Origin of the sequence: Pandoraea faecigallinarum (assembly GCF_001029105.3) — a bacterium.
In the GTDB taxonomy this organism is placed as follows: domain Bacteria; phylum Pseudomonadota; class Gammaproteobacteria; order Burkholderiales; family Burkholderiaceae; genus Pandoraea; species Pandoraea faecigallinarum.
This window is the reverse complement of sequence record NZ_CP011807.3, coordinates 4,270,881-4,292,254: the sequence shown is the minus strand read 5'-3', so window position 1 is coordinate 4,292,254 and position 21,374 is coordinate 4,270,881. Positions and strand designations below refer to the sequence as shown.

18 protein-coding genes and 2 tRNA genes are annotated in these 21,374 nt (G+C 63.7%); 9 read left to right on the top strand and 11 right to left on the bottom strand.

Going from position 1 to position 21,374, the window contains the following annotated elements; translation table 11 throughout:
• Positions 1 to 152 precede the first annotated feature (152 nt).
• From AB870_RS18850 to AB870_RS18840, 3 genes are all read left to right on the top strand, one after another.
• Positions 153 to 356 (top strand): cold-shock protein, encoded by a 204-nt coding sequence (locus AB870_RS18850; RefSeq protein ID WP_044456973.1) that lies wholly within the window; start codon positions 153 to 155, stop codon positions 354 to 356.
• Between the two features lie 219 nt (positions 357 to 575).
• Positions 576 to 1,223: a LysE family translocator gene (locus tag AB870_RS18845; protein WP_047905874.1), complete on the top strand. Its 648-nt coding sequence runs from the start codon at positions 576 to 578 to the stop codon at positions 1,221 to 1,223.
• 378 nt (positions 1,224 to 1,601) lie between these two features.
• On the top strand, positions 1,602 to 2,369 hold the full coding sequence (locus AB870_RS18840; protein ID WP_047905873.1) for a flagellar brake protein: 768 nt from the start codon (positions 1,602 to 1,604) through the stop codon (positions 2,367 to 2,369).
• A gap of 69 nt (positions 2,370 to 2,438) precedes the next feature.
• Here the strand turns inward: AB870_RS18840 and AB870_RS18835 are convergent, their stop codons facing one another.
• The 8 genes from AB870_RS18835 to AB870_RS18800 all read right to left on the bottom strand — a co-directional run bounded on the left by AB870_RS18835 (position 2,439) and on the right by AB870_RS18800 (position 11,703).
• Positions 2,439 to 3,581 carry a helix-turn-helix transcriptional regulator gene (locus tag AB870_RS18835; protein WP_047905872.1) on the bottom strand — a complete coding sequence of 381 codons (1,143 nt, stop codon included), beginning with the start codon at positions 3,579 to 3,581 and terminating at the stop codon, positions 2,439 to 2,441.
• A gap of 137 nt (positions 3,582 to 3,718) precedes the next feature.
• Complete coding sequence (locus tag AB870_RS18830) at positions 3,719 to 5,068, bottom strand: hemolysin family protein (RefSeq protein ID WP_047905871.1); 1,350 nt, start codon at positions 5,066 to 5,068, stop codon at positions 3,719 to 3,721.
• A gap of 208 nt (positions 5,069 to 5,276) precedes the next feature.
• Positions 5,277 to 6,188, bottom strand: coding sequence for a LysR family transcriptional regulator (locus tag AB870_RS18825; RefSeq protein ID WP_047905870.1), 912 nt, complete (start codon positions 6,186 to 6,188; stop codon positions 5,277 to 5,279).
• Between the two features lie 83 nt (positions 6,189 to 6,271).
• Positions 6,272 to 7,099 (bottom strand): dioxygenase family protein, encoded by an 828-nt coding sequence (locus AB870_RS18820; protein WP_047905869.1) that lies wholly within the window; start codon positions 7,097 to 7,099, stop codon positions 6,272 to 6,274.
• 79 nt (positions 7,100 to 7,178) lie between these two features.
• The gene (locus AB870_RS18815) at positions 7,179 to 7,583 is read right to left on the bottom strand and encodes a DoxX family protein (RefSeq protein WP_047905868.1); all 405 of its coding nucleotides are present in this window, start codon (positions 7,581 to 7,583) and stop codon (positions 7,179 to 7,181) included.
• 234 nt (positions 7,584 to 7,817) lie between these two features.
• Entirely contained in the window at positions 7,818 to 9,077 is a 1,260-nt protein-coding gene (gene glcF / locus AB870_RS18810; protein ID WP_047905867.1) for a glycolate oxidase subunit GlcF, read from the bottom strand.
• A gap of 17 nt (positions 9,078 to 9,094) precedes the next feature.
• Positions 9,095 to 10,228, bottom strand: coding sequence for a glycolate oxidase subunit GlcE (gene glcE / locus AB870_RS18805; RefSeq protein ID WP_047905866.1), 1,134 nt, complete (start codon positions 10,226 to 10,228; stop codon positions 9,095 to 9,097).
• Positions 10,228 to 11,703 carry an FAD-linked oxidase C-terminal domain-containing protein gene (locus AB870_RS18800; protein ID WP_157112383.1) on the bottom strand — a complete coding sequence of 492 codons (1,476 nt, stop codon included), beginning with the start codon at positions 11,701 to 11,703 and terminating at the stop codon, positions 10,228 to 10,230. Before AB870_RS18800 ends, glcE begins: the two co-directional genes overlap by 1 nt.
• Positions 11,704 to 12,131: 428 nt before the next feature.
• Between AB870_RS18800 and AB870_RS18795 the strand changes: the two genes are divergently transcribed.
• Entirely contained in the window at positions 12,132 to 13,010 is an 879-nt protein-coding gene (locus tag AB870_RS18795) for a FadR/GntR family transcriptional regulator (RefSeq protein WP_053059435.1), read from the top strand.
• A gap of 1,014 nt (positions 13,011 to 14,024) precedes the next feature.
• Entirely contained in the window at positions 14,025 to 15,350 is a 1,326-nt protein-coding gene (oxlT, locus tag AB870_RS18790) for an oxalate/formate MFS antiporter (protein ID WP_047905865.1), read from the top strand.
• Between the two features lie 153 nt (positions 15,351 to 15,503).
• On the opposite strand, the gene AB870_RS18785 is transcribed toward oxlT, so the two are convergent.
• From AB870_RS18785 to fdxA, 3 genes are all read right to left on the bottom strand, one after another.
• A tRNA-Asn gene (locus AB870_RS18785) sits at positions 15,504 to 15,579 on the bottom strand.
• Between the two features lie 86 nt (positions 15,580 to 15,665).
• Positions 15,666 to 15,741: transfer RNA gene (locus AB870_RS18780), tRNA-Asn, on the bottom strand.
• Positions 15,742 to 15,847: 106 nt separating this feature from the next.
• A complete protein-coding gene (gene fdxA, locus AB870_RS18775) occupies positions 15,848 to 16,171 on the bottom strand; it encodes a ferredoxin FdxA (RefSeq protein ID WP_047905864.1) in 324 nt (107 codons plus the stop codon).
• A gap of 403 nt (positions 16,172 to 16,574) precedes the next feature.
• Here fdxA and pncB point away from each other — a divergent pair, with 403 nt between their 5' ends.
• From pncB to AB870_RS18755, 4 genes are all read left to right on the top strand, one after another.
• Positions 16,575 to 17,768: a nicotinate phosphoribosyltransferase gene (gene pncB / locus AB870_RS18770; RefSeq protein ID WP_047905863.1), complete on the top strand. Its 1,194-nt coding sequence runs from the start codon at positions 16,575 to 16,577 to the stop codon at positions 17,766 to 17,768.
• Positions 17,769 to 17,959: 191 nt separating this feature from the next.
• Positions 17,960 to 18,622: a LutC/YkgG family protein gene (locus AB870_RS18765; RefSeq protein WP_047905862.1), complete on the top strand. Its 663-nt coding sequence runs from the start codon at positions 17,960 to 17,962 to the stop codon at positions 18,620 to 18,622.
• A 252-nt stretch (positions 18,623 to 18,874) separates the two neighbouring features.
• Complete coding sequence (locus tag AB870_RS18760; protein ID WP_047905861.1) at positions 18,875 to 20,293, top strand: sodium:proton antiporter; 1,419 nt, start codon at positions 18,875 to 18,877, stop codon at positions 20,291 to 20,293.
• Between the two features lie 41 nt (positions 20,294 to 20,334).
• Positions 20,335 to 21,324: a 2-hydroxyacid dehydrogenase gene (locus AB870_RS18755; RefSeq protein WP_157112382.1), complete on the top strand. Its 990-nt coding sequence runs from the start codon at positions 20,335 to 20,337 to the stop codon at positions 21,322 to 21,324.
• Positions 21,325 to 21,374 lie beyond the last annotated feature (50 nt).

Below are 21,374 nucleotides of genomic sequence, written 5' to 3'. Positions count from 1 at the left end.
ATAAAACCAATTGCAGATTGTCAAGCCGCGAAGTTGTTGTCAGACGTAGTTTTCCTGCTTCTCGCTGGTTTCTAGTCCTTCATTTTCCCTTGATTGTCAGCGCATCACGAGGTCAATTCCGACCTCAGGCTATTGTTTTATTAGGAAAAAACATGGAAACCGGTACTGTTAAGTGGTTCAACGACGCAAAGGGCTTCGGCTTCATTACCCCGGACGCCGGCGGTGAAGACCTGTTCGCTCACTTCTCGGAAGTGAAGGTCGACGGCTTCAAGTCGCTGCAAGAGAACCAAAAGGTCTCGTTCGAAGTCAAGGTTGGCCCGAAGGGCAAGCAAGCTGCGAACATCAAGCCCATCTAAGGGCTGAGCGCTTTTCGTGATGTTGCCTCGACCCTCGGGTGAGGCGGTATCGCGTGACCGGCAGGCTCGATGACGAAAGTCATCGGGCCTGTTTGTTTTTGTGCCGCGTCATGGCGAGCGTGTTGAATCGCACATGACGTGCACGCGGACGATGCTACCGTCACGGTTCGACGCTACAATGCCGGATCGATTTCGCGTAACGCTTTTTCCGGGGCAATCATGAGCCTGCAAACGTGGTGGCTATACGTAGTCACCGTTTTTTTCGTCTCGGCAACGCCGGGGCCGAACATGCTGCTCGTCATGACGCACGGTGCGCGTCACGGTCTGCGCCCGTCGCTCGGTACGATGGCTGGCTGCATGACCGCGCTCATCGCGATGATGTCGATTTCCGCCGCCGGTCTGGGCGCCGTGCTCAAAGCCTGGCCAATGCTGTTCGACACGTTGCGTTACGTCGGCGCGGCCTACCTCGTTTATCTGGGATACAAGAGCTGGCGCTCGCCGGTGAATACGCACAACGCGACAGAGGAGGCGGCCAGACTTGCTTCGCCCGCGCTGGCGCCCGATTCAAGCTTCGGCAAGCTGTTCAAGGCCGGTTTCCTGGTCGCCGCGAGCAACCCCAAGGCCATTCTCTTTGCTGCGGCATTCCTGCCGCAATTCATCGACCCGGCCGCCGCCAAGCTGCCGCAGTTCTCGATTCTGCTCGGCACATTTGCCGTCATCGAGATGAGCTGGTACATGGTCTACGCGGCCGGTGGCCTGCGAATCGCACCGTATCTTCGCGAGGCGCGCGTACTCAAGGCGTTCAACCGTATCAGCGGCGGCGTGTTCATGGGCTTCGGCGCATTGATGGCGGCAGTGCACCGCTGATCGGACGAGGTGGGGCGCCGCTCGGCGGGCTCGGCGAAGATGCCGCAGGAAGTTTGCAGCAAGGGTAGGAAATGCAGCAGGCAGCAGCAGGCAGCAGGCGGGCTGTGGGAAGGCCCGGGCGTGGCGCACGGCACGGGGAGCGGTAGGCGCGTGCGCGGGATCGCTCAATATTCCCGGCCAGTGACCGTTAACGTTCATGACCAGATGCATGAGACGGCAGGCGGGTACCGACAGGCGCTCGCTTACGTCGCGATTACGTCGCGATTACGTCGCGATGCGAGAGCGAAGATCCTCGTCATTGCGCGTCGCAACGGCTTTATTACGTACGGGTCGCGCGCTGGCGCGCGGGCCGTCACGGGGACAAATAGAAGATCAGGTATGGAAACGACAGAACCGCAGGTGACACCGGCGCCCACGGACGAAGAGTCTCAACTGCATGACTCGTACCGCATCAGCAACCCGTTGGAAATCGGCGGCGTGCTGCGTCACCTGGCGACCCGCGGCGACTTCATGACGGTGTACTTCGCGAACGGCCAGCGTCAGCTCGTCACGCGTTTGCTCAAGGTCGAACCGCAAGCGCGCGGCTTCTACTTCGACTGGGGCGGGATCGAGACGGAAAACCGCGCGTTGCTCGCCAACAAGCGTGCGCTGTTCGTTGGCGTGCCCGAAGGCATTCAGGTGCATTTCCCCATCGGCGACGTGGAGGAGCGCGAGTACGAAGGCTATCCGGCGTTCTATTCGTCGTATCCGGAAACGCTCGTTCGCCTGCAACGACGCGACTATTTCCGGGTGAAGACGCCGATCCTCGATCCGTATCAGTGCACCGTCAAATTCCCGGACGACACGCCGATGCGGCTGGCGGTGTTCGACCTCTCGCTCGGTGGCGTCGGTCTGCGCACGAAGGCCGCGGCGGCCGCCGACATTCCGAAGGGCTCGATGCTCATGCAGGTCGACATGGAGTTGCGCGACTACGGCACCGTGCAGGTCGATCTGGAAGTCTGCGCCGTGCGCGCCGTGCCGCTCGCGAAGGACATCGAGTATCACATCGGATGCCGCTTCATCGCGCTGTCGCGCGCCGCCGAATCGCGTCTGCAAAAGCTCATCACGCAGCTCGAACTCAATCGCAAGGCATTCGCTCGCGGGTAAGCCGGCGAATCGAGTCGATCACCTGAGGGCGGCTGTTCGGCCGCCCTTCTTGCATTGGCGGCGCGGCGATCACCCCGGCGCGTGAATCCGCAAGGCCGGTATCGCGTGCAGCAAACGCAGCAGATCGGTCTGCCGGCGGCATCCTGTCTTGTCGAAGATGTGACGCAACTGTGTGCGCGCGGTGTTGGTGGCGACATTGGCGTCCTGCGCGTATTGGGCCAGCTCGCGGCCTTCGGCCAGCGCCTGCGCGAGACGGGCTTCCGCCGGCGACAGCCCGAACAGCACTTTCAGCGTGTACGGTCCGAGCGCGACCCGCCGGTCGAGTTCGCCGATCGTCAGCATTGCCATGGGCCGCTGCCAGGGGGCGGCGCAAGCGTGAGATTCGCGCAACGGCAGCACGGTCACGACCCAATGGCGCTGATTGTCACTGTGCAGACGATAACTTCCGGCGACGGGCATTGCGGCCGTTGCATTCACGATCAGGCGTCGCATCGCCTGATCGTCGCTCGGCAGCAGCGCGGAGAGCTTTCCGCCACGAATGCCGATGCTGCGTGTCGAGCCGAGTATCTGGTGGGCGGCGACATTCAGATAGTGCGCATGGCTCGTCTCGTCCGTCACGACGATGGCCATCTCGAGATGATCGAGCACCGACATGCCCATCGCCGCCTGCGCTTGCAGATGGCGCGTGCCCGCGCGCAGACGCGCCGCACGCGCAATGTGCCTTGTCAGCATTTCCAGCTCGGGGGCGTTGTCGGCGTCTTCGAAGGGGGCGTGATCGGGACTGCGCAGAATCGCCAGCAATTCGCTGGTGCCGTCGGCGCCGTCGAGATGCAGGCCGTAGGTGTAGCGAACGCCGTTGGGAATGAGGAATTCGTTGAAGAGTTCGCTACGGGCGACGTAGCGGTCGCTCAGATGGTGGTGGCACCGCATGGCGTGGCCGACCGGCTGACGCAGCATGAGCGCCACGCGCGGATCCGTCGGCGCGAGCTTTTCGACGAACTCGCGAATGAGATCGGGCGAGGCGTTCAGCGAATGCGAGTCGCGCGTGGCGCAGTGACGCGCGCGATCCCACGTCACCGAATGGAAGCCCATGCCGCCGGCCCACTGATTGAAATCGCGCAGCGCCTGATCCCAGCGCGCTTCGTCGAGCACCCCGTCGTAGCAGGTGCTGATCAGCGCATCGAGAGACAACTTCCCCGTGTCGTCCACCATCGCCTCGGCTTTGTTCTGACGAACTCTTGTGTTGCCTTGCCCCGCACTCCCCCACGTGACCTTGTCTTGCCTCTATCGGGCGAGGTCACGCATAGTGCGTATTCTGACAAGCCAACACGACGGATATCAATCGGGGATTACGGCTCGCGTTGCTGCACCGCCACATCGGGCGGCTCGCCACGGGCCTCGCGCACGCCGTCGGGGTAGATACGCACGAGTACGATACGCGGACCCTGCATCTTCTTGACGACCACCGAGAAGCCGTCGAAGTCGACCTTTTGGCCCTCGCGCGGCAGATACCCGAGGGCGTTCATAATGAGTCCGCCCACCGATTCGGCGTGCTCGCTCGGAATTTCGAGGCCCAGCGCACGCTCCAGCGTCAGGATCGGCAGACTGCCGCGCCCGATCAGGGTGCCGTCCTCCATGCGCGTCCAGTCGTCTTCCGTCTGACGGAATTCGTCGCGGATCTTGCCGACGAGCGCCGAGAGCAGGTTGTCCAGCGTGAGGAAGCCGATAGGCTTCTGGTCGGGCCATCCCACGATGGCAAAGTGCGGCGCGCCGCGACGGAAACGGCTGAACAGTTCACGCGCGGGCATATCGGGCTTCACGCGCTCGACGGGGCGCGCCATGGCGCCCAGGTCTTCGATGGACTGGCCGTGGTGCTCCGCGAGGAACAGATCCTTCAGGTGGACCACGCCGAGCACGGTTTCGCCGTCGGTGTCGAAGAAGGGGTAGCGGCTGTAGCGATGACGGTACGCCGTGTCCATGTTCTGCGCGAACGTGGCGCTACGGCGGAACGCCGCGACTTCGCTCATCGGACGCATCAGGTCGGACACGGTCAGATCGCTGAAGTCGATGGCGTAGGCCACTACGTTCCAGTCGTCGCGCGAGAGCTTTTCGCTCGACGCGCCCCGACGCACGATCAGCTTGATTTCGTCGGCCGAATAGCGAGCGTCGGTGCCGTGCGACGGATCGAGTCCCGTCCAGCGCAGCAGGCGGTTGGCACTGTGGTTGAGAATCCAGATCGCCGGATACATCAGCCAGTAAAAACCGTACAACGGTGCGGCCGTCCACACCGAAATCGCTTCGGGCATGCGCAGCGCCATCGACTTCGGGGCGAGTTCGCCCACGACAATATGCAGATACGAAATCGTGAAGAACGCGATGAAGAACGCCAGCGCGTGAATCAACTCGGGGGAGCTCACACCGGCGAGTTCGAACAGCGGCGTGAGAATGCGCGCGAAGGCGGGCTCACCGATCCAGCCGAGGCCCAGCGAGGCGAGCGTGATGCCGAGCTGGCAGGCGGAGAGGTAAGTGTCGAGCTGGCTGTGAACCTTGGCCAGGATACGGCCGCGCCAACCCCGTTGGCGGGCAATGACATGAACGCGCGTCTGGCGCAGTTTGACGAGGCCGAATTCCGCCGCCACGAAGAAGCCGTTGAGCAACACCAGCAGGATCGCAGCGACGATGAGTAAGAAGTTTTCCAAAATAAAGGTAATGGGACGACAGGCCCATCAGTATAAGTGACAAATACCGTCGCCAATAAATATCCGTGGCATTCCGGTGTTTTATCGACCGTTCACTACCGGTTCAGGGGGCTTTCGCGGCGGATGCAGGCACGTTTCGCGCGCGCCGGGATACCTTGGCCGGCCTTGCCACGAAGGGGGTGGCGCCACTTGCGCGATTTACGGGCCCTCACTTGCGTTCAAGCACATGCCAGCCGGGCATTGCGAACGCTTCGACGAGAAAGTCGATCATCGCGCGCACCTTGGCGCTCAGGTACTTGCGTGACGGATAGACGACATAGATGCCGCGCTCGCCTTGCGTGTACTCGGACAGAAACTCGACGAGCCGGCCGTCGCGCAGTGCATCCTGAACGAGAAATGCCGGTTGCAGGATGATGCCGCTGCCCGCCACGGCGGCGGCAACACAGGTATCGCCATTGTCGGCGATCAGTCGTGCGTGCGTCTGCACGGACACGGGGCCGTCAGGGCCGTCGAAATGCCATTCGCGGCGATGCAGGAAATAACTGTAGCCGACCGTTTCGTGCTGCGTGAGTTCGCTCGGATGTTTGGGGGTGCCGTGCTGCGCAAGATAGCCGGGCGATGCGCACAACACCAGACGCGTGCCCGCCAGCCGGCGATGCACGAGAGACGAGTCCGGCAGGCGCGAGATGCGAATTGCCAGATCGTAACCTTCGTCGACGATATCGACGAGCCGGTCGCTTAGCGTGATGTCGAGCAGGACTTGCGGATACTGCGCGAGAAACGCTGGCCAGAGTGGCGCGAGATGCAGCACGCCGAACGTATGCGGTGCGTTGATACGCAATGGGCCGGTCGGCTCGCCGTCCTGTTCGCCGGCCATGGCGTCGGCTTCGTCCAGTTCCGCCAGAATCTGGCGGCAGCGCTCGACGTAGCGTTGGCCGGGTTCGGTGAGCGAGAGGCGGCGTGTCGTGCGTTGCAGCAGCCGCGTTCCCAGGCGCGCTTCGAGATCGGCCACGTAGCGCGAGACGGCGGTCTTCGAGATGCCGAGCGAGTCGGCCGCTTTGACGAAGCTGCCCGACTCGACCACGGCGATGAAACATTCGATCTCGCGAAGTTTGTTCATGCGGGGGCGAGGCTCCTCTGGATGACGCGACAAGGCGGGATGTCCGGGCGCGGGCATCCGGGCCGCCCCGAATCTCGATGCCGCTATTGTGCCAGTCGGCTCACATGGGCGAGCGACGGGGCGGCGCTGCCGAACGCGAAGGCGTCCATGCGCAGCGCCCCGTAAGTCGAGCCGGTGTCGAAGTGCGTCTGACTGAGCGCGTTGTCCGCGGCGCCCATCGCGACGTAGATCGGCAGCAGATGCTCATCGGTGGGGTGCGCGCGCTCGGCGTGCGGCGCGCGGGCGCGGTAGTCGAACAGCGCGTCCAGATCCATCTTCGCCAGATGCTCCGTGAACCATGCGACGAACTCGGCCAGGTAAGGGGCCTCGGCACGGTCTTCCGACGGGGCGCGAAATACTTCGTGCAGATTGTGCGTGAAGCTGCCGGAGGCCACGATCAGCACGTCTTCATTAGCGAGTTGAGCGAGCGTCTGCCCAAGCCGGTACTGATATTCCGGCCGCATATGACGTTGCAGCGACAACTGCGTGACCGGAATATCGGCGTCCGGGTACAGGTAGCTGAGCGGTACCCATGCGCCGTGATCGAGGCCCCACTGGTCGTCGGTGACGGCCGGCAGCCCGGCGTCGCGCAAAAGCTGCGCCGTGCGCGCGGCAAGGGCCGGGGCGCCCGGCGCCGGATACCCCAGGGCGTAGAGTTCACGCGGGAAGCTCCCGAAATCGTGGATCGTGCGTTGCTGCGCAAGACTGCCCACGCGCGGTGCGGGCGTTGACCAATGCGGCGAAATCACGAGGATTTCCCGCGGACGCGGCACCGCACGCCCCAGCGCCGTCAGCAACGGGCCGGTGCGGCCGGGCTCGACCGCGAGCAGCGGCGAACCGTGGGAGACGAAGAGGGTGGGAAGGGCAGACATGGCAATGACTCCTGCAAAACTACGCTAAACGACAAACGTCACGATTCCGAACCGGCTTCCGAACCGGAGATAGGGGCCATCAGGCAGTGCGCGTGCGGCGAAGTGCGAACGCACCGTCGCCAAGCAGCGCGACGACCAGCAACGCCACCAGCCAGAACGCCGGAAACTCCCAGCCGCCGCCCTTGTTGGCGAACATCCATCCATTGTGGCCGTGCACCGAGACGATGGTGCCGAGCATCAGTGCCGCGAGCGGCAAGGCCGCCCAGCGGGCGTAAAAGCCGGCGAGGAGCATCAGGCCACCGACGAGTTCCAGCGCCATCGTGACATAGGCGAGGACCGGCGGCAGACCAAGCGACCCCATGAACCCAACGAAACCGGGGACGGTGAAGACGAACACCTTGAGCGAGAGGTGGGCGAGGAACAGGATACCCAGCGAGACGCGCAGCAATAGTGCAGCGTACGGGGCGGTTTTGGTATCGATCATGACAGGCTCCGGCGAGGGTATCGGATGAAAGGACTTGACGACCGCCGGCCACAGCTGACGCGGTTGACCGGCTCAGTCCAGATTCTAGGGAGCGGGATCGTGCAGATAAACGAGCGGCGAAGGGATTGATTGTCCCGGTTGCCGGGACAATCAATCAGGTGCGGCGAGGAGAGTCGCCGCGAGAGGGGGATGAAGGGTGATGGGGGCGCGAGGGGCGCGCCCGGACGCCACGGCTCAGGCGGTTGCGATCAACCGGTCCAGAAGTTCGATCCAGTGCTGCACCGGCGCGTGATCGCGGGCGTGTTCGCCCTTGGCCGTCGCCTGTAAATGGCAGATGCAGCCGACGTTGGCCGAGACGACGAGTTCGGGATCGAGCGCGTCGAGCGCCTTCCACTTGGCGTCGCGCAGTTGGTGGGACAGGTCCGGCTGCGTGACGGAGTATGTGCCGGCCGAGCCGCAGCAGATATGGCTGTCCTGCGGCAGCACGACGGTAACGCCAACACCGGCGAGCACCTTTTCCACCACGCCCTTGAGTTGCTGGCCATGTAGCAGCGTGCACGGCGGGTGATAGGCGATCTTGCCGGTTTTACCCGTCAGGCGCTGGGGCACGCGCTTTTGCAGCGCGTCGAGATTGTCGAGCAGCACTTCCGACAAGTCGCGTGCGAGTTCGGAGACGCGTTGCGCCTTACCCGCGTATTGCGCGTCGTGGCGCAGCAGATGGCCATACTCCTTGACCGTCGCGCCGCAGCCGGAGGCGTTGATGACGATGGCCTGCGCACCGGCTTCGATCTCGGGCCACCAGGCGTCGATGTTGCGGCGAATATCGTCCAGGCCGTCGTCGTGGTAGTTCAGATGCAGACGAATCGCGCCACAACATCCGGCCGAAGCGGGGCGTACCGTCTCGATGCCGAGGGCGTCGAGCACACGGGCGGTGGCCTTGTTGACGTTCGGCAGCATGGCCGGTTGCACACAGCCTTCGAGCATGAGCATGCGACGCGCGTGCTTCGCGTGCGGCCAGGTGCCCGAACGTTGACGGTGCGGCACCTTCTCCCGCAGCGAACGCGGCAGCAACCCGCGGAACTGCTGGCCGAGGCGCAGCGCGGGTGAGAACAGCGTACGGTTGGGCAGCACACGGGCGAGCGTCCAGCGCAGGGCGCGCTCCCCGGCGGGGCGGCCCACCCTGGCGTCGATGTGACGACGGCCGATGTCGGCCAGACGCCCGTACTGAACCCCCGACGGACAGGTCGATTCACAACTGCGGCAGGTCAGGCAGCGGTCCAGATGGCGCTGCGTTTCGCGCGTCACATGCTGGCCCTCGACCATCTGCTTGATGAGGTAGATGCGGCCGCGAGGGCCGTCGAGTTCGTCGCCCAGCAGCTGATAGGTGGGACAGGTCGCGGTACAGAATCCGCAATGCACGCATTTGCGGAGAATGGCTTCGGCTTCGTCACCGTCCGGTGTCTGACGGAGGAATTCTGCGAGGTTGGTTTGCATCGTTCTGAATTAGCGATTTACCGGTACAACCGATGACGGTTGAAGATGCGGCTCGGGTCGAACGCCTGTTGCAGACGCTCGCCGATCGCTTGCAGTGCCGCCGGTTGCGGTGTGAAGACGCTCGCCGCGCCCGCCGACTTGTTGCCGTGGCGAAACAGCGTAGCATGCCCGCCGGCCGCTGCGGCGATTGCGCGAATTTCGGCGGCCGGGCGCGGGGTGATCCACCAGCGCTGCGCGCCGCCCCATTCGATCAGGTGTTCATCGCCATGCGCGAGCGGCGGCGTGGTCGGCGGCACCGAAAGACGCCACAGCGGCTGGCCGTCGCCCTGCACGGGGGCCGTGGCGAAGAATGGGTGGGTCTGCTCGCGCAGCGATTCCCAGAAACCGAGTGCTTCGATGGCGTCGACCTGATGGCCGCCCATCGTCGCTCGCGCGGCGTCGATGGCTGCCGCCGCCCCGCCGAGACGCACGCTCAATACGCCGTCGTGCCAGGCCGAGCCCATGAGCGGGAGCGGCTGGCCGCCCCAGCGATTGAGTTGCCCGATGGCCTGCGCCTGCGGCAACGCGAAGCGCAGCGTGGCTTCGGCGACCGGGCAGGGCAATACCTTGATCGAGAGTTCGAGCAGCACGCCCAGCGTGCCGAGGGCACCGGCAAGCACACGCGAGACGTCGTAACCCGCGACGTTCTTCATCACCTGTCCACCAAAATGCAGCACTTGTCCCTGACCGTTCATGACGACGGCGCCGAGTACGAAGTCGCGCGGCGCGCCGACATGCGGACGTCGGGGACCGGCAAGTCCCGCGGCGATGCAGCCGCCGAGCGTGGCGCCGGGACCGAAGTGCGGTGGCTCGAATGGAAGCATCTGTCCACGCTCGGCGAGCGCCGCCTCGATCTCGGCGAGCGGCGTGCCGGCGCGCGCGGTGATCACGAGTTCGGCAGGGTCGTACGACACGATGCCGCGATACGCGCGCATGTCGAGCGGTTCGCCGCTGGGCGTCTCGCCGTACCAGCGCTTCGTATTGCCGCCCTGAATATCGAGCGGCGTGCCGCCGGCCGTGGCGGCGAGTACGCGTTCGCGTATCGCGGCAAGCGTCTGGGCGGCGGCGCTCGTCTGTAGAGTCTCGGTCGTGATTGGAGGGACGTGCGACATCAGAACCTCGGCAAATCGGGGTGGGGCAGCAGCCCGCCGCGCACGTGCATCTTGCCGTATTCGGCGCAACGCGCGCGCGTGGGAATGGCCTTGTCGGCGTTGAGCAATCCGGCGGGATCGAAGGCGCGCTTCACGGCAAAGAACGCATCGCGCTCTTGCGGCGAGAACTGGACGCACATCGAGTTGATTTTCTCGATGCCGACACCATGCTCGCCCGTCACCGTTCCACCCAGCTCCACGCAGGCTTCGAGAATGTCGCTCCCAAACGCTTCGGCGCGATGCCACTCGTCCTGATCGTTGCCGTTGAACAGAATCAGCGGATGCATATTGCCGTCGCCCGCGTGGAAGACGTTGATGCAGCGCAGGCCGTATTGCACTTCCATGGCTTCGATACGCTTGAGTAGCGTACCGATGGTCCGGCGCGGGATGGTGCCGTCCATGCAGTAGTAATCGGGCGAGATGCGCCCGGCGGCGGGGAAGGCGTTCTTGCGTCCGGACCAGAATCGCAGGCGTTCGGCTTCCGAGGCGGAGACCTGAATGCGTGTGGCGCCCGACGCTCGCAGCACCGCCGAGACGCGTGCGATTTCCTCGGCGATTTCTTCCGGTGTGCCATCCGATTCGCACAGCAGGATGGCGGCGGCGTTGAGGTCGTAACCTGCATGTACGAACTCTTCCACGGCCTGAGTCGCCGGTTTGTCCATCATTTCCAGCCCGGCCGGAATGATGCCCGCAGCGATGATCGCGGCAACCGCGTTACCGCCGGCTTCCACGTCGTCGAAGCTCGCCATGATGACTTGCTGGACCTGCGGTTTCGGCACGAGCTTCACGGTAACTTCCGTGACGACACAGAACATTCCCTCACTGCCGATGAACACGGACAGCAGGTCGAGACCCGGCGAATCCAGCGCGTGGGAGCCGAACTCGACGATCTCGCCGTCCATCGTCACGGCGCGCACGCGCAACACGTTATGAACGGTGAGACCGTACTTCAGGCAATGCACGCCGCCGGAATTCTCCGAGACGTTGCCGCCGATGGTGCAGGCGATTTGCGATGACGGATCGGGAGCGTAATAGAGGCCGTAAGGTGCGGCGGCTTCGGACACGGCAAGGTTGCGCACACCCGGCTGCACGGTGGCCGTGCGGGCGTAGGCGTCGACTTCCAGAATGCGTTTGAATTTCGCCAGCGAGAGCACGATGCCGTCGGTGATCGGCATTGCGCCGCCCGACAGTCCGGTGCCTGCACCGCGCGGCACGACTGGAACGCCATGCGCGTGGCACGCCCGCAGAATGCGGCACACCTGATCTTCGTCGGCCGGCAGCACCACGGCCAGCGGCAGTTTACGGTACGCGGCCAGACCGTCGCACTCGTACGGCGTGATCTGCTCCCGTTCGGTGAGCCATTGAGCGTCGGGCACTGCCGCGCGCAAGGCGTCAAGGCGGGCGGCGCGCGTGGCTGCGCTCAACGTGTCGAACACGGGCTCATCGGCGGGGGGCGAGGCTAACGGCAAAGTAGGCGGCAACGGTGGCGGCGATGAAAGTGGCGATGACGGCGACGTCAGCGAATTGATTGGCTGGGTACGCTGCGATTGAGTGCGCAGCGTATCGGCAGCGGGCGACACATTCGATCCCATCGGCTTGCTCTCGGACGATCGTTGGCGTGTAATGACGGTGAGTCGATCTGGTCTACTGGTAGACTGGTCGACCAGTTGTCGGATGACGTCATCGTAAAGGGAATGAACCGATTCCGACTAGAGGGTTAACCCTTAAATGAATCGGATTCTCCAGTCATACCCGCGCACGCGCGGCATGCGCGCCCTGAGCGATGCCGCATCCTGTATCGTGGCGTCTGTGATTTCTGTCGAGAACCGAAGCCGACATGCCGTCCAACGAGTCGTCTCTGCCTATGTCTTCTCTTTCTTCCCGCTTCGCCAGCGAATCGGCCAATGTCAGTGATTCCGCCGGCGCCACTGGGCCGGCGGGCACCGTCGCCAGCTTTGCGCCGGTCACGCCGCCGCCGCGCCTGCGCCTGTCCGACATGGTCTACGAGCAACTGGAAACGATGGTCGTCGAAGGCCGGCTGGCGCCCGGCTCGGCGCTGCCGTCGGAGCGCGATCTGGCGCAGCAGATGGGGGTGTCGCGTCCGTCGCTGCGTGAGGCGCTGTTGCGACTGGAGTCGCGCGGCCTGATCGTCGGGCGCGCCGGTGGTGGCTATCTTGTCGCCAACGCGAGTCAGCCGCTGCTTGCCGAGCCGTTGTCTCAATTGATGTCGCGTCACAGCAAGACCGTCGACGACGTGCTGGAAATGCGCGAAGTGCTCGAAGCGAAGGCCGTGGAACTGGCCGCGCAGCGCGCCACGCCCGAGGACATTGCACGTCTGGGACAGGCGCTCGAAGCGTTGGAAGCGGCCTATGCGGCAGGGCGTGACGGGCTGGACGGCGAGGGCGACGCGCGCGGGCAGTCGTTGCTCACCCGTGTGCCCGAACTGGATGCGCACTTTCATCTGGCCCTGGCCGAGGCCACGCACAATCTGGTGCTCGTGCATCTCATGCATGCGATCTTCGAGCTGCTGCGCGGCTCGGTCGTCGATAACTACCGAGCGATCGTCGGCCATGGCGCCGATCTGGCGGAACTGGTCGATCAGCATCGCCGCATTTTCAATGCCGTGGCGTCGCACGACACCGCCAGCGCGCAACGGTCGCTGCGCGAGCATCTGGCCTTCATCCGCAACAATTCCGGCGACCCGGTCGATCCGCGCGCCGAAAGTCCCCAAAAGACTGTCTGACTCCGATGCCGGAGGGGCTTCGTTTCCCAACGAAGCCTTGGCCGAACGATTGGCCGGACCCGTCAAACTCTCATCGTTTTCCCTGACCTCTGCCTCCGGCGACATGCGTCGCCCGGGGGCGGCATGCCTGTCTGCGCATGCCGCCATACCCGGCAACGGCGCGGTTTACCGTGGTTTGCCGGTTACCGAGCGCTTACCAGCGAGGCGCCGGCGGCTGACGGAGGCCGGTCATTACCGGCCCGTATGCGGGCGCAATCGGGTTGACAGTGGTTCGGCCATCGTCTAATTTTGGAACCATAAAAAATACTTAATTCGATATATTGAATCTTGTATATCAAATTCAAGTGTCGAGACGGCCCCGAAGTTTCCGTGAAATTGCCGGGAACGGATGGGTGGGCCGGACCGGCATGGCATTTCATCGGAGACATCAGTTGGGTAAGCACGCATTTTCTTTCGGGCAGTCTTCGTGCGACGTTTGTCGCGCACCGGCTGCCCTGTCCTATCCGCCGTCAGTGTCCACGGAGGTCGTTCGTGCGCTGGGGCGTTCCTCATCTCCCTGCCGCCAACCGTGGGCAGGCGATCTGGCGATCACGCGTCCGCGAGGCGCGCCCGCCTGAGTGATGGGACCAGGCTTGCGATGCGATCCGTGCGGTCCATCGTGATACGCCGACAGCGCAGGCCGGTCCTCACTCGAATTTGTATAACCAGTCACCCTTCGGCAGCCGGCAACTTGCCGGCGCGGACCCTGAAAAGTCTGCGTCGCCGCGCCGAAGCGGGGGCCGGGAGTGTCCTTTGACACTTCCGAGAGTCAGTCAGCCGGGGCATAAGCCCTGCGAGCCTGCCGCCAGGCAGTGCTCCGCGATCAAGCGGCCACGCATGAGCCGCACGCAACGCCAGGAGGCGTGCCGTCTGCGCGAGTCCCCCTTGGGGCGCGCGGCGCACGCGATGACGGCGGGCACCGCACAACGAATCGCGGGCCGTCGTCAATCGTCTGACAGGAACAGGAGGCAAGTCATGCAAGCAGCTGCGCAACCGGAGGAGAAGACCTCTTTTCTGGGAGGGCGCTGGTCACAACTGGTGATCGGCATCATCTGTATGGGCCTGGTGGCCAATTTGCAGTATTCGTGGACGTTGTTCGTCGAACCGATGGAGGCCAAACACCATTGGGGTGTTGCCGCCATTCAGGTGGCATTCTCGATCTTCATCGTCGTGGAAACGTGGCTGGTCCCGATCGAGGGCTGGCTGGTGGATCGCTTCGGGCCGCGCCCCGTGGTCGCGGGCGGCGCAGTTTGCGTGGGCCTGTCGTGGATCATGTACTCCTATGCCGAATCGCTGAGCGTGCTGTACGCGGCGGCGGTCATCGCGGGGATCGGTGCCGGCTGCGTGTACGGCACCTGCGTAGGTAACGCACTGAAGTGGTTTCCGGACAAGCGCGGTCTGGCCGCCGGTCTGACGGCTGCGGGCTTCGGTGCCGGTGCGGCCATCACGGTAATTCCGATTGCGAACATGATCCGCTCGTCGGGTTACGAAGCCGCGTTCTTCAACTTCGGCATCGTGCAGGGCGTGGCGATCTTTCTGCTCGCGCTGCTGCTGGTCAAGCCGCGTGCCCCGAAGGGGGCGACGGTGTCGCGTCGCAACCTGGCGACCAAGCAGGACTATACGTCGGGCCAGATGATTCGCACGCCCGTGTTCTGGGTGATCTACATCTGCTTCGTTGCGGTGGCCGCTGGCGGTCTCATGGCAACGGCACAGATCGGTCCGATCGCGAAGGACTACGGCATTGCCTCGATGCCCATGACGCTGTTCGGCGCCACGCTGCCGCTGCTGACGATGACGCTGTCGATCGACAACCTGTGCAACGGCTTTACGCGCCCGCTGTGCGGTTTCGTCTCGGACAAGATCGGGCGGGAGAGCGCCATGTTCATCATCTTCCTGGGGGAAGGGGTGGCGATGCTCGGCCTGATGCACTTCGGTCAGAACCCGTACATGTTCGTGTTCTTCGCCGCGATGACCTTCCTGTGCTGGGGCGAAATCTTCTCGATCTTCCCGGCGCTGTGTGCGGACACGTTCGGTAGCAAGAACGCGGCGTCCAACGCGGGTACGCTTTACACCGCCAAGGGCACGGCTGCATTGCTGGTGCCGCTGGCTTCGGTGCTGGCGATCGGCGGTCATTGGGACCGTGTGTTCATCGCAGCTGCGAGCATCAGCATCGTGGCGGCCGTTGGCGCGAAGTTCGTGCTCGCCCCGATGCGCCGTCGCTGGATCGAGTCCGAAAACAGCAATAGCGCGAAGACGTCGGCGAGCCCGTCGGTCGTCATCGGTGCGCCTGCCAGCGAGTAAGCGAGGGCAGTTCGCGGTAAAGGATTTCGGCGGTATTTGAAGTGAGAGTGCGGGGTGCCGGGAAGGCACCCCGTTTTCGTTGGGGCACGCGTATGCGTGGCCGCGGGAGACGAAAACAAAAAAGCCCGTCTAAGACGGGCTTTCTTGTGTTTTTGGCTCCTCGACCTGGGCTCGAACCAGGGACCTACGGATTAACAGTCCGGCGCTCTACCGACTGAGCTATCGAGGATCAAACTTGGCAGTCGTGCGCCGCTGACACGACGCATCGACTAAAACAAAGGCCTCGCGTGAGCGAGGCCATCGCTTCGGTATTCTTGGCTCCCCGACCTGGGCTCGAACCAGGGACCTACGGATTAACAGTCCGGCGCTCTACCGACTGAGCTATCGGGGATCAAAAGAGAAAGCGATTATAGAGGCGGCTTTTACACACTGTCAACACTCGGAACGCATTTTTTCTGCGTTCGCAGTGGCAAAGCCGCCAGCGTCGCGCTCGCGGTTCAGCGCTCGAGCAGATGGAGCTTTTCCTTGACGTCCTTCCAGTCGTCGGCATCCGGCAACTGCGGCTTCGTCTTGGTAATGCTCGGCCAGTTCAGCGAGAGTTCGGCGTTCAATGCGATGAATTCCTGCTGGTCGCCCGGCACGTCCTCTTCGGCATAAATGGCATTCACCGGGCATTCGGCCACGCACACGGCGCAATCGATGCACTCGTCCGGATCGATGGACAGGAAGTTCGGGCCTTCGCGGAAGCAGTCCACGGGGCAAACGTCCACACAGTCGGTGAATTTACATTTGATGCAGCTTTCAGTGACAACGTGCGTCATGCCAACAACTCCAGAGTAGGGCGCGAAACGGCTTCGAGCGGCCGTTAAAACGCGTATTGTAACGCAGCCCGCCGCCGCAGGTGCGAGAGCCGAACGGCGTTGCGAGCGGTGTGGGGAGGGGGCGACGCGCCGCATCGGCGGGGCTGGCCCCGTGCCGCGAACCGAGATGCGGACCGCGGTGCGGGCCGAGTCGTGAGCCGAGTCGCGAACCGGGAAAGGAATAGGGTAAAAGAGGGCGGAACAGCGCGGAATAGGGGGGCGCCAATTCGCCCGTCATGTCATGACTGACACCGCTTTGCGGTACGATGTTCGATGTTCCTGTGCGCTGTCCGGCAAAAGTGCGAATGCACGTGCCGCCGCGTTCGATGCCTTCTCGTGAGTGCTCCTCGCGGAGCCTGTCGTCATGATCATCACGTCGCTGCTCGATACCGATCTCTACAAGTTCACGATGATGCAGGTCGTCCTGCATCATTTCCCCGCCGCACAGGTCGAATACCGCTTCAAATGCCGGACCGAAGGCGTCGACCTCACGCCTTACGTCGACGAGATCCGCGACGAAATCCGTCTGCTGTGCGGGCTGCGATTCACCGAGTCGGAACTGCACTACCTCGGCGCGATGCGCTTTATCAAGAGCGATTTCATCGACTTTCTCGACCTGTTCCATCTGAACGAGAAGTACATCACCGTGCAGCCTTCGCCCAAAGGCAACGGCGAGATCGACATTACGATTCGCGGGCCGTGGCTTCACACGATTCTGTTCGAGATCCCCGTGCTCGCCATTGTGAACGAAGTGTATTTCCGCAATACGCAACTCACACCCGCATACGAGGAAGGCCGTCAGCGTCTCAAGGACAAGATCTGCATGCTGGCCGAGCGTGTCGATTACCGCGATTGCAAAATCGCGGATTACGGTACGCGCCGCCGCTTCTCGAAGGAGTGGCACGAGGAAGTCATTCACACCTTGCGTGACGAACTCGGCGAGCAGTTCGCGGGCACGAGCAACGTGTACTACGCGGCGAAGCTCGGCCTGACCCCGCTCGGCACGATGGCGCACGAGTATCTTCAGGCGTGTCAGGCGCTGGGTCCGCGTCTGCGCGATTCCCAGATCTTCGGTTTCGAGACGTGGGCGAAGGAGTATCGCGGCGACCTCGGCATCGCGCTTTCCGACGTCTACGGCATGTCCGCCTTCCTGCGCGACTTCGACATGTACTTCTGCAAGCTGTTCGACGGGGCGCGCCACGATTCCGGCGATCCGTTCGCCTGGGGCGAGCGTCTGCTGGAGCATTACGCGCAAAACCGTGTCGATGCGCATACGAAGACCATGATTTTTTCCGACGGACTGGATATTCCGAAAGTGCTGCAACTGTTCGAGCGCTTCCGCGATCGCTGCAAGCTGGCCTTCGGGGTGGGGACGAACCTGACCAACGACCTCGGTTACCAGCCCCTGCAGATCGTCATCAAGATGGTGCGTTGCAACGGACAGCCGGTCGCGAAGCTGTCGGATTCGCCGGGCAAGAACATGTGCGACGACGACGCCTACCTGACCTACCTGCGTCAGGTCTTCGACATTGCACCCGAGCCCGCCAAAGCCGGTTGAGGGGCAAGTTCGTTGCGGTGGTGTCCGGGCGCGAGGGCGGACGATTCCGATAGTGCGCGAACGCCCGGTGCGCGCCCGGGGCCAGCCGCTATAATTGCGCATCGCCCGCCGGACTGTGCGCCGGCGGCCTCGAGAGACGACACATGACGACGCCGGCCGCAGACCGGCGCGTTGGCTTCACAGGACAGCTCATGGACACCTCCGACGCCCGCAATCGCATCTTTGCCCGCATTCGCAACGCTCAGCATCGGCCCGATGTCGCACGTGCGAACGAGCAGGCAGCGGCCGAGGACTATCTGGCGCGGCATCCGCAAGGACCGCGTCCGGCCATGAGTGCAGACCTGATCGCCACGTTCATTGCGAAAGCCGAAGCGCTCTCGACGACCATCACCCGGGTGCCGGCAATCGGCGACGTGCCGGCGGCTGCGGCAACGTATTTGCAGGCCAATGGCCTCACCGCGCGGGCCGTGGCATGGCCAACGCTGCGCGAACTCGACTGGGCAGGCGCGGGGTGTCAGGTGGAATTCCGCAAGCCGCACGGCGACGATCTCGTCGGTATCACGGGCTGCTTCTGCGCGATTGCGGAGACCGGGGCACTGATGATGATATCGGGCCCGGACACCTTTGCGTCGGCCACCTTGCTGCCCGAGACGCATATCGCAGTCGTGCCTGCGTCGCGCGTCGTCGCGGGGCACGAGGACGGGTTTGCCCTGATGCGCAGCGAGCGTGGACAGTTGTCGCGTGCGACCAATTTCATTGCGGGACCGTCGCGTACCGCCGATATCGAACAGACGCTGGTATTGGGGGCGCACGGCCCGTATCGCGTCCATCTCATCATTGTCGACGGCGCCTGAGTCGCGCTGCGTCGTCGCGTCGCTGCGTAAGCGGGGGGCGACGAATCGACCCTGACGCTCATCCGCCCGTGTCGCTTCACGATGGCGGGCCGCATGTCTTGCGGGAAACGACCGGATGTCGGCGACATTGGCCGTTTCGGGGGATACATCACCTTGTTTTGGGATATATCCCAAGCTAATGCCGCTGAGGGCACTCCGGCGCTGAGGACGACTCATACGTAGTCGTCCATCCATCACTAGGAACCAGAAACAATGCATAAGGGGATTTGGGGAGCATTGGCTGCGGCGGGACTGGCATTGGCAAGCCCTGCGGCATTTGCTGCCGGACCGGACGGCGCACAACTCGCCGCCTGGTGGGGCGTGCCGTTTGCCGGGCTGTTGCTCTCGATTGCGCTCGGGCCGTTGCTGGCGCCCGCGTTCTGGCACCACCACTTCGGCAAGATCGCCGCGTTCTGGGGCGCGGCGTTTTTGCTGCCGTTCGCAGCGGCCTTCGGCGTGGGGGCGGCGTGGTACGGCGCAGTCCATGCCGTCGTCGCCGAATACATTCCGTTCGTGGTCCTGCTCACCGCGCTGTTCACGACGGCAGGGGGAATTTGCGTGCATGGCAACCTGCGAGGCGGGCCATGGCTCAATACCGGTCTGCTGGCGCTCGGCACGGTGCTCGCGAGCATCATGGGCACGACCGGCGCGGCCATGTTGCTGATTCGTCCGCTCATTCGCGCGAACGACAATCGCAAACACAACGTCCATGTGGTCGTGTTCTTCATCTTCCTCGTCGCGAACGCGGGCGGCTCGCTCACGCCGCTGGGCGATCCGCCGCTCTTTCTCGGGTTCCTGCAAGGTGTCGATTTCTTCTGGACGACAGCACACATCTGGCCCGAGACGCTGTTCGTCTGCGCCGTGCTGCTGGTGCTGTTCTTCCTGATCGACGCGTATTACTTCCGTCAGAAAACCGAACGCCAGATCGACGAACTCGACCCCACGCCGTACGCCGCGCCGGTGCGACTCGAAGGCAAGCGAAACTTCATTCTGCTGGCTGCTGCCGTGGGGCTGGTGCTGATGAGCGGTATCTGGAAGCCGGGTGTGGAGTTCGACGTGTTCGGCACGCCGGTCGCCTTGCAGAATCTCGCACGCGACGCGGGGCTCGTCGTCGTGACCCTGATTTCGCTCGCGATCACGCCGCGAACCGCGCGTGACGGCAACGGTTTCAACTGGGAGCCGATGAAGGAAGTGGCGAAGTTGTTCGCGGGCATCTTCCTCACCATCATTCCGGTGGTGGCCATTTTGCGCGCGGGCGAAGCCGGTGCGCTGGGCTGGGTGATCCGTCTGGTGACGGGGCCGGGCGGGATGCCGGACAACGACATGTATTTCTGGGCGACGGGATTGTTGTCGTCGTTCCTCGACAACGCGCCGACTTATCTGGTGTTCTTCAATACGGCCGGCGGCGACGCGGCAACGTTGATGACGACCGGCGCCGGGACACTCGCGGCCATTTCGGCTGGCGCGGTGTTCATGGGAGCGAATACGTACATCGGCAATGCACCGAACTTCATGGTGAAAGCCATCGCGGAGCAGCGCGGCATTCGCATGCCGAGCTTCTTTGGCTATATGCTGTGGTCGGGCGCGATTTTGCTGCCGCTGTTCGTGCTGATGACCCTGATATTCTTCTGAGCCGCGACATTGCCACGCGGCCAATCTTTGCGAGACAACTGGTGAAACCGAAGATTCTGGTGGCCCGAGCCATTTTCCCCGACGTGATCGAGCGTCTGGCGCAGTATTTCGAGGTCGAGCGCAACGATGCCGACACGGTGTTTTCACGCGATGAACTGCGCGCGCGGCTGGCCGACAAGGTCGGCGCGATCACGACGGCGAGCGAACGTATCGATGCCTCGGTACTCGCCGGCGCACCGAATCTGCGCGTGGTGGCCAATATGGCCGTGGGCTACAACAACTTCGATATCGATGCGATGACGGCCGCTGGCGTGATGGCGACCAACACGCCCGACGTGCTCAATGAGACCACGGCCGATTTCGGATGGGCGTTGTTGATGGCGACCGCGCGCCGCATCACGGAATCGGAGCGCTGGCTGCGCGAAGGGCATTGGGACAAGTGGGCTTACGACATGTTTCTCGGTGCCGACTTGCATGGCAGCACGCTTGGCATCATTGGCATGGGGCGCATCGGACAGGCGATTGCACGCCGGGCGATGGGTTTCAACATGCGGGTCGTCTACCACAATCGCTCGCGTCTCGATGCCGCGACGGAAGCCGCGTGCAATGCCGGTTATGTCGATAAGGACGCACTGCTGCGCACGGCCGATCACGTGATGCTGGTGCTGCCGTATTCGGCGTCGACGCATCACACGATTGGCGCGGATGAACTCGCGCTCATGAAGCCGACGGCCACGCTCGTGAATCTCGCGCGTGGCGGCATCGTCGACGACGCGGCACTGGCGGTGGCGCTGGCGAAGCGCCAGATTGCGGCCGCGGGCCTCGACGTCTTCGAGGGCGAGCCGAAAGTGCATCCCGAGCTGCTGAAGGTGCCGAACGTCGTACTCACGCCGCATATCGCGAGTGCGTCCGCTGCGACACGCCGTGGCATGGCAAGTCTGGCCGCCGACAATCTGATCGCGGCGCTGGGCTTCGGTGCGGCGGCGGGCAAGCCGCCGTGTTTGCTCAACCCGGCCGCACGGAAGTCGTGAGATCGCCGGGCGCAAATGGTCGTCGGCGAGGCGATGGAACGTCGGGCGTG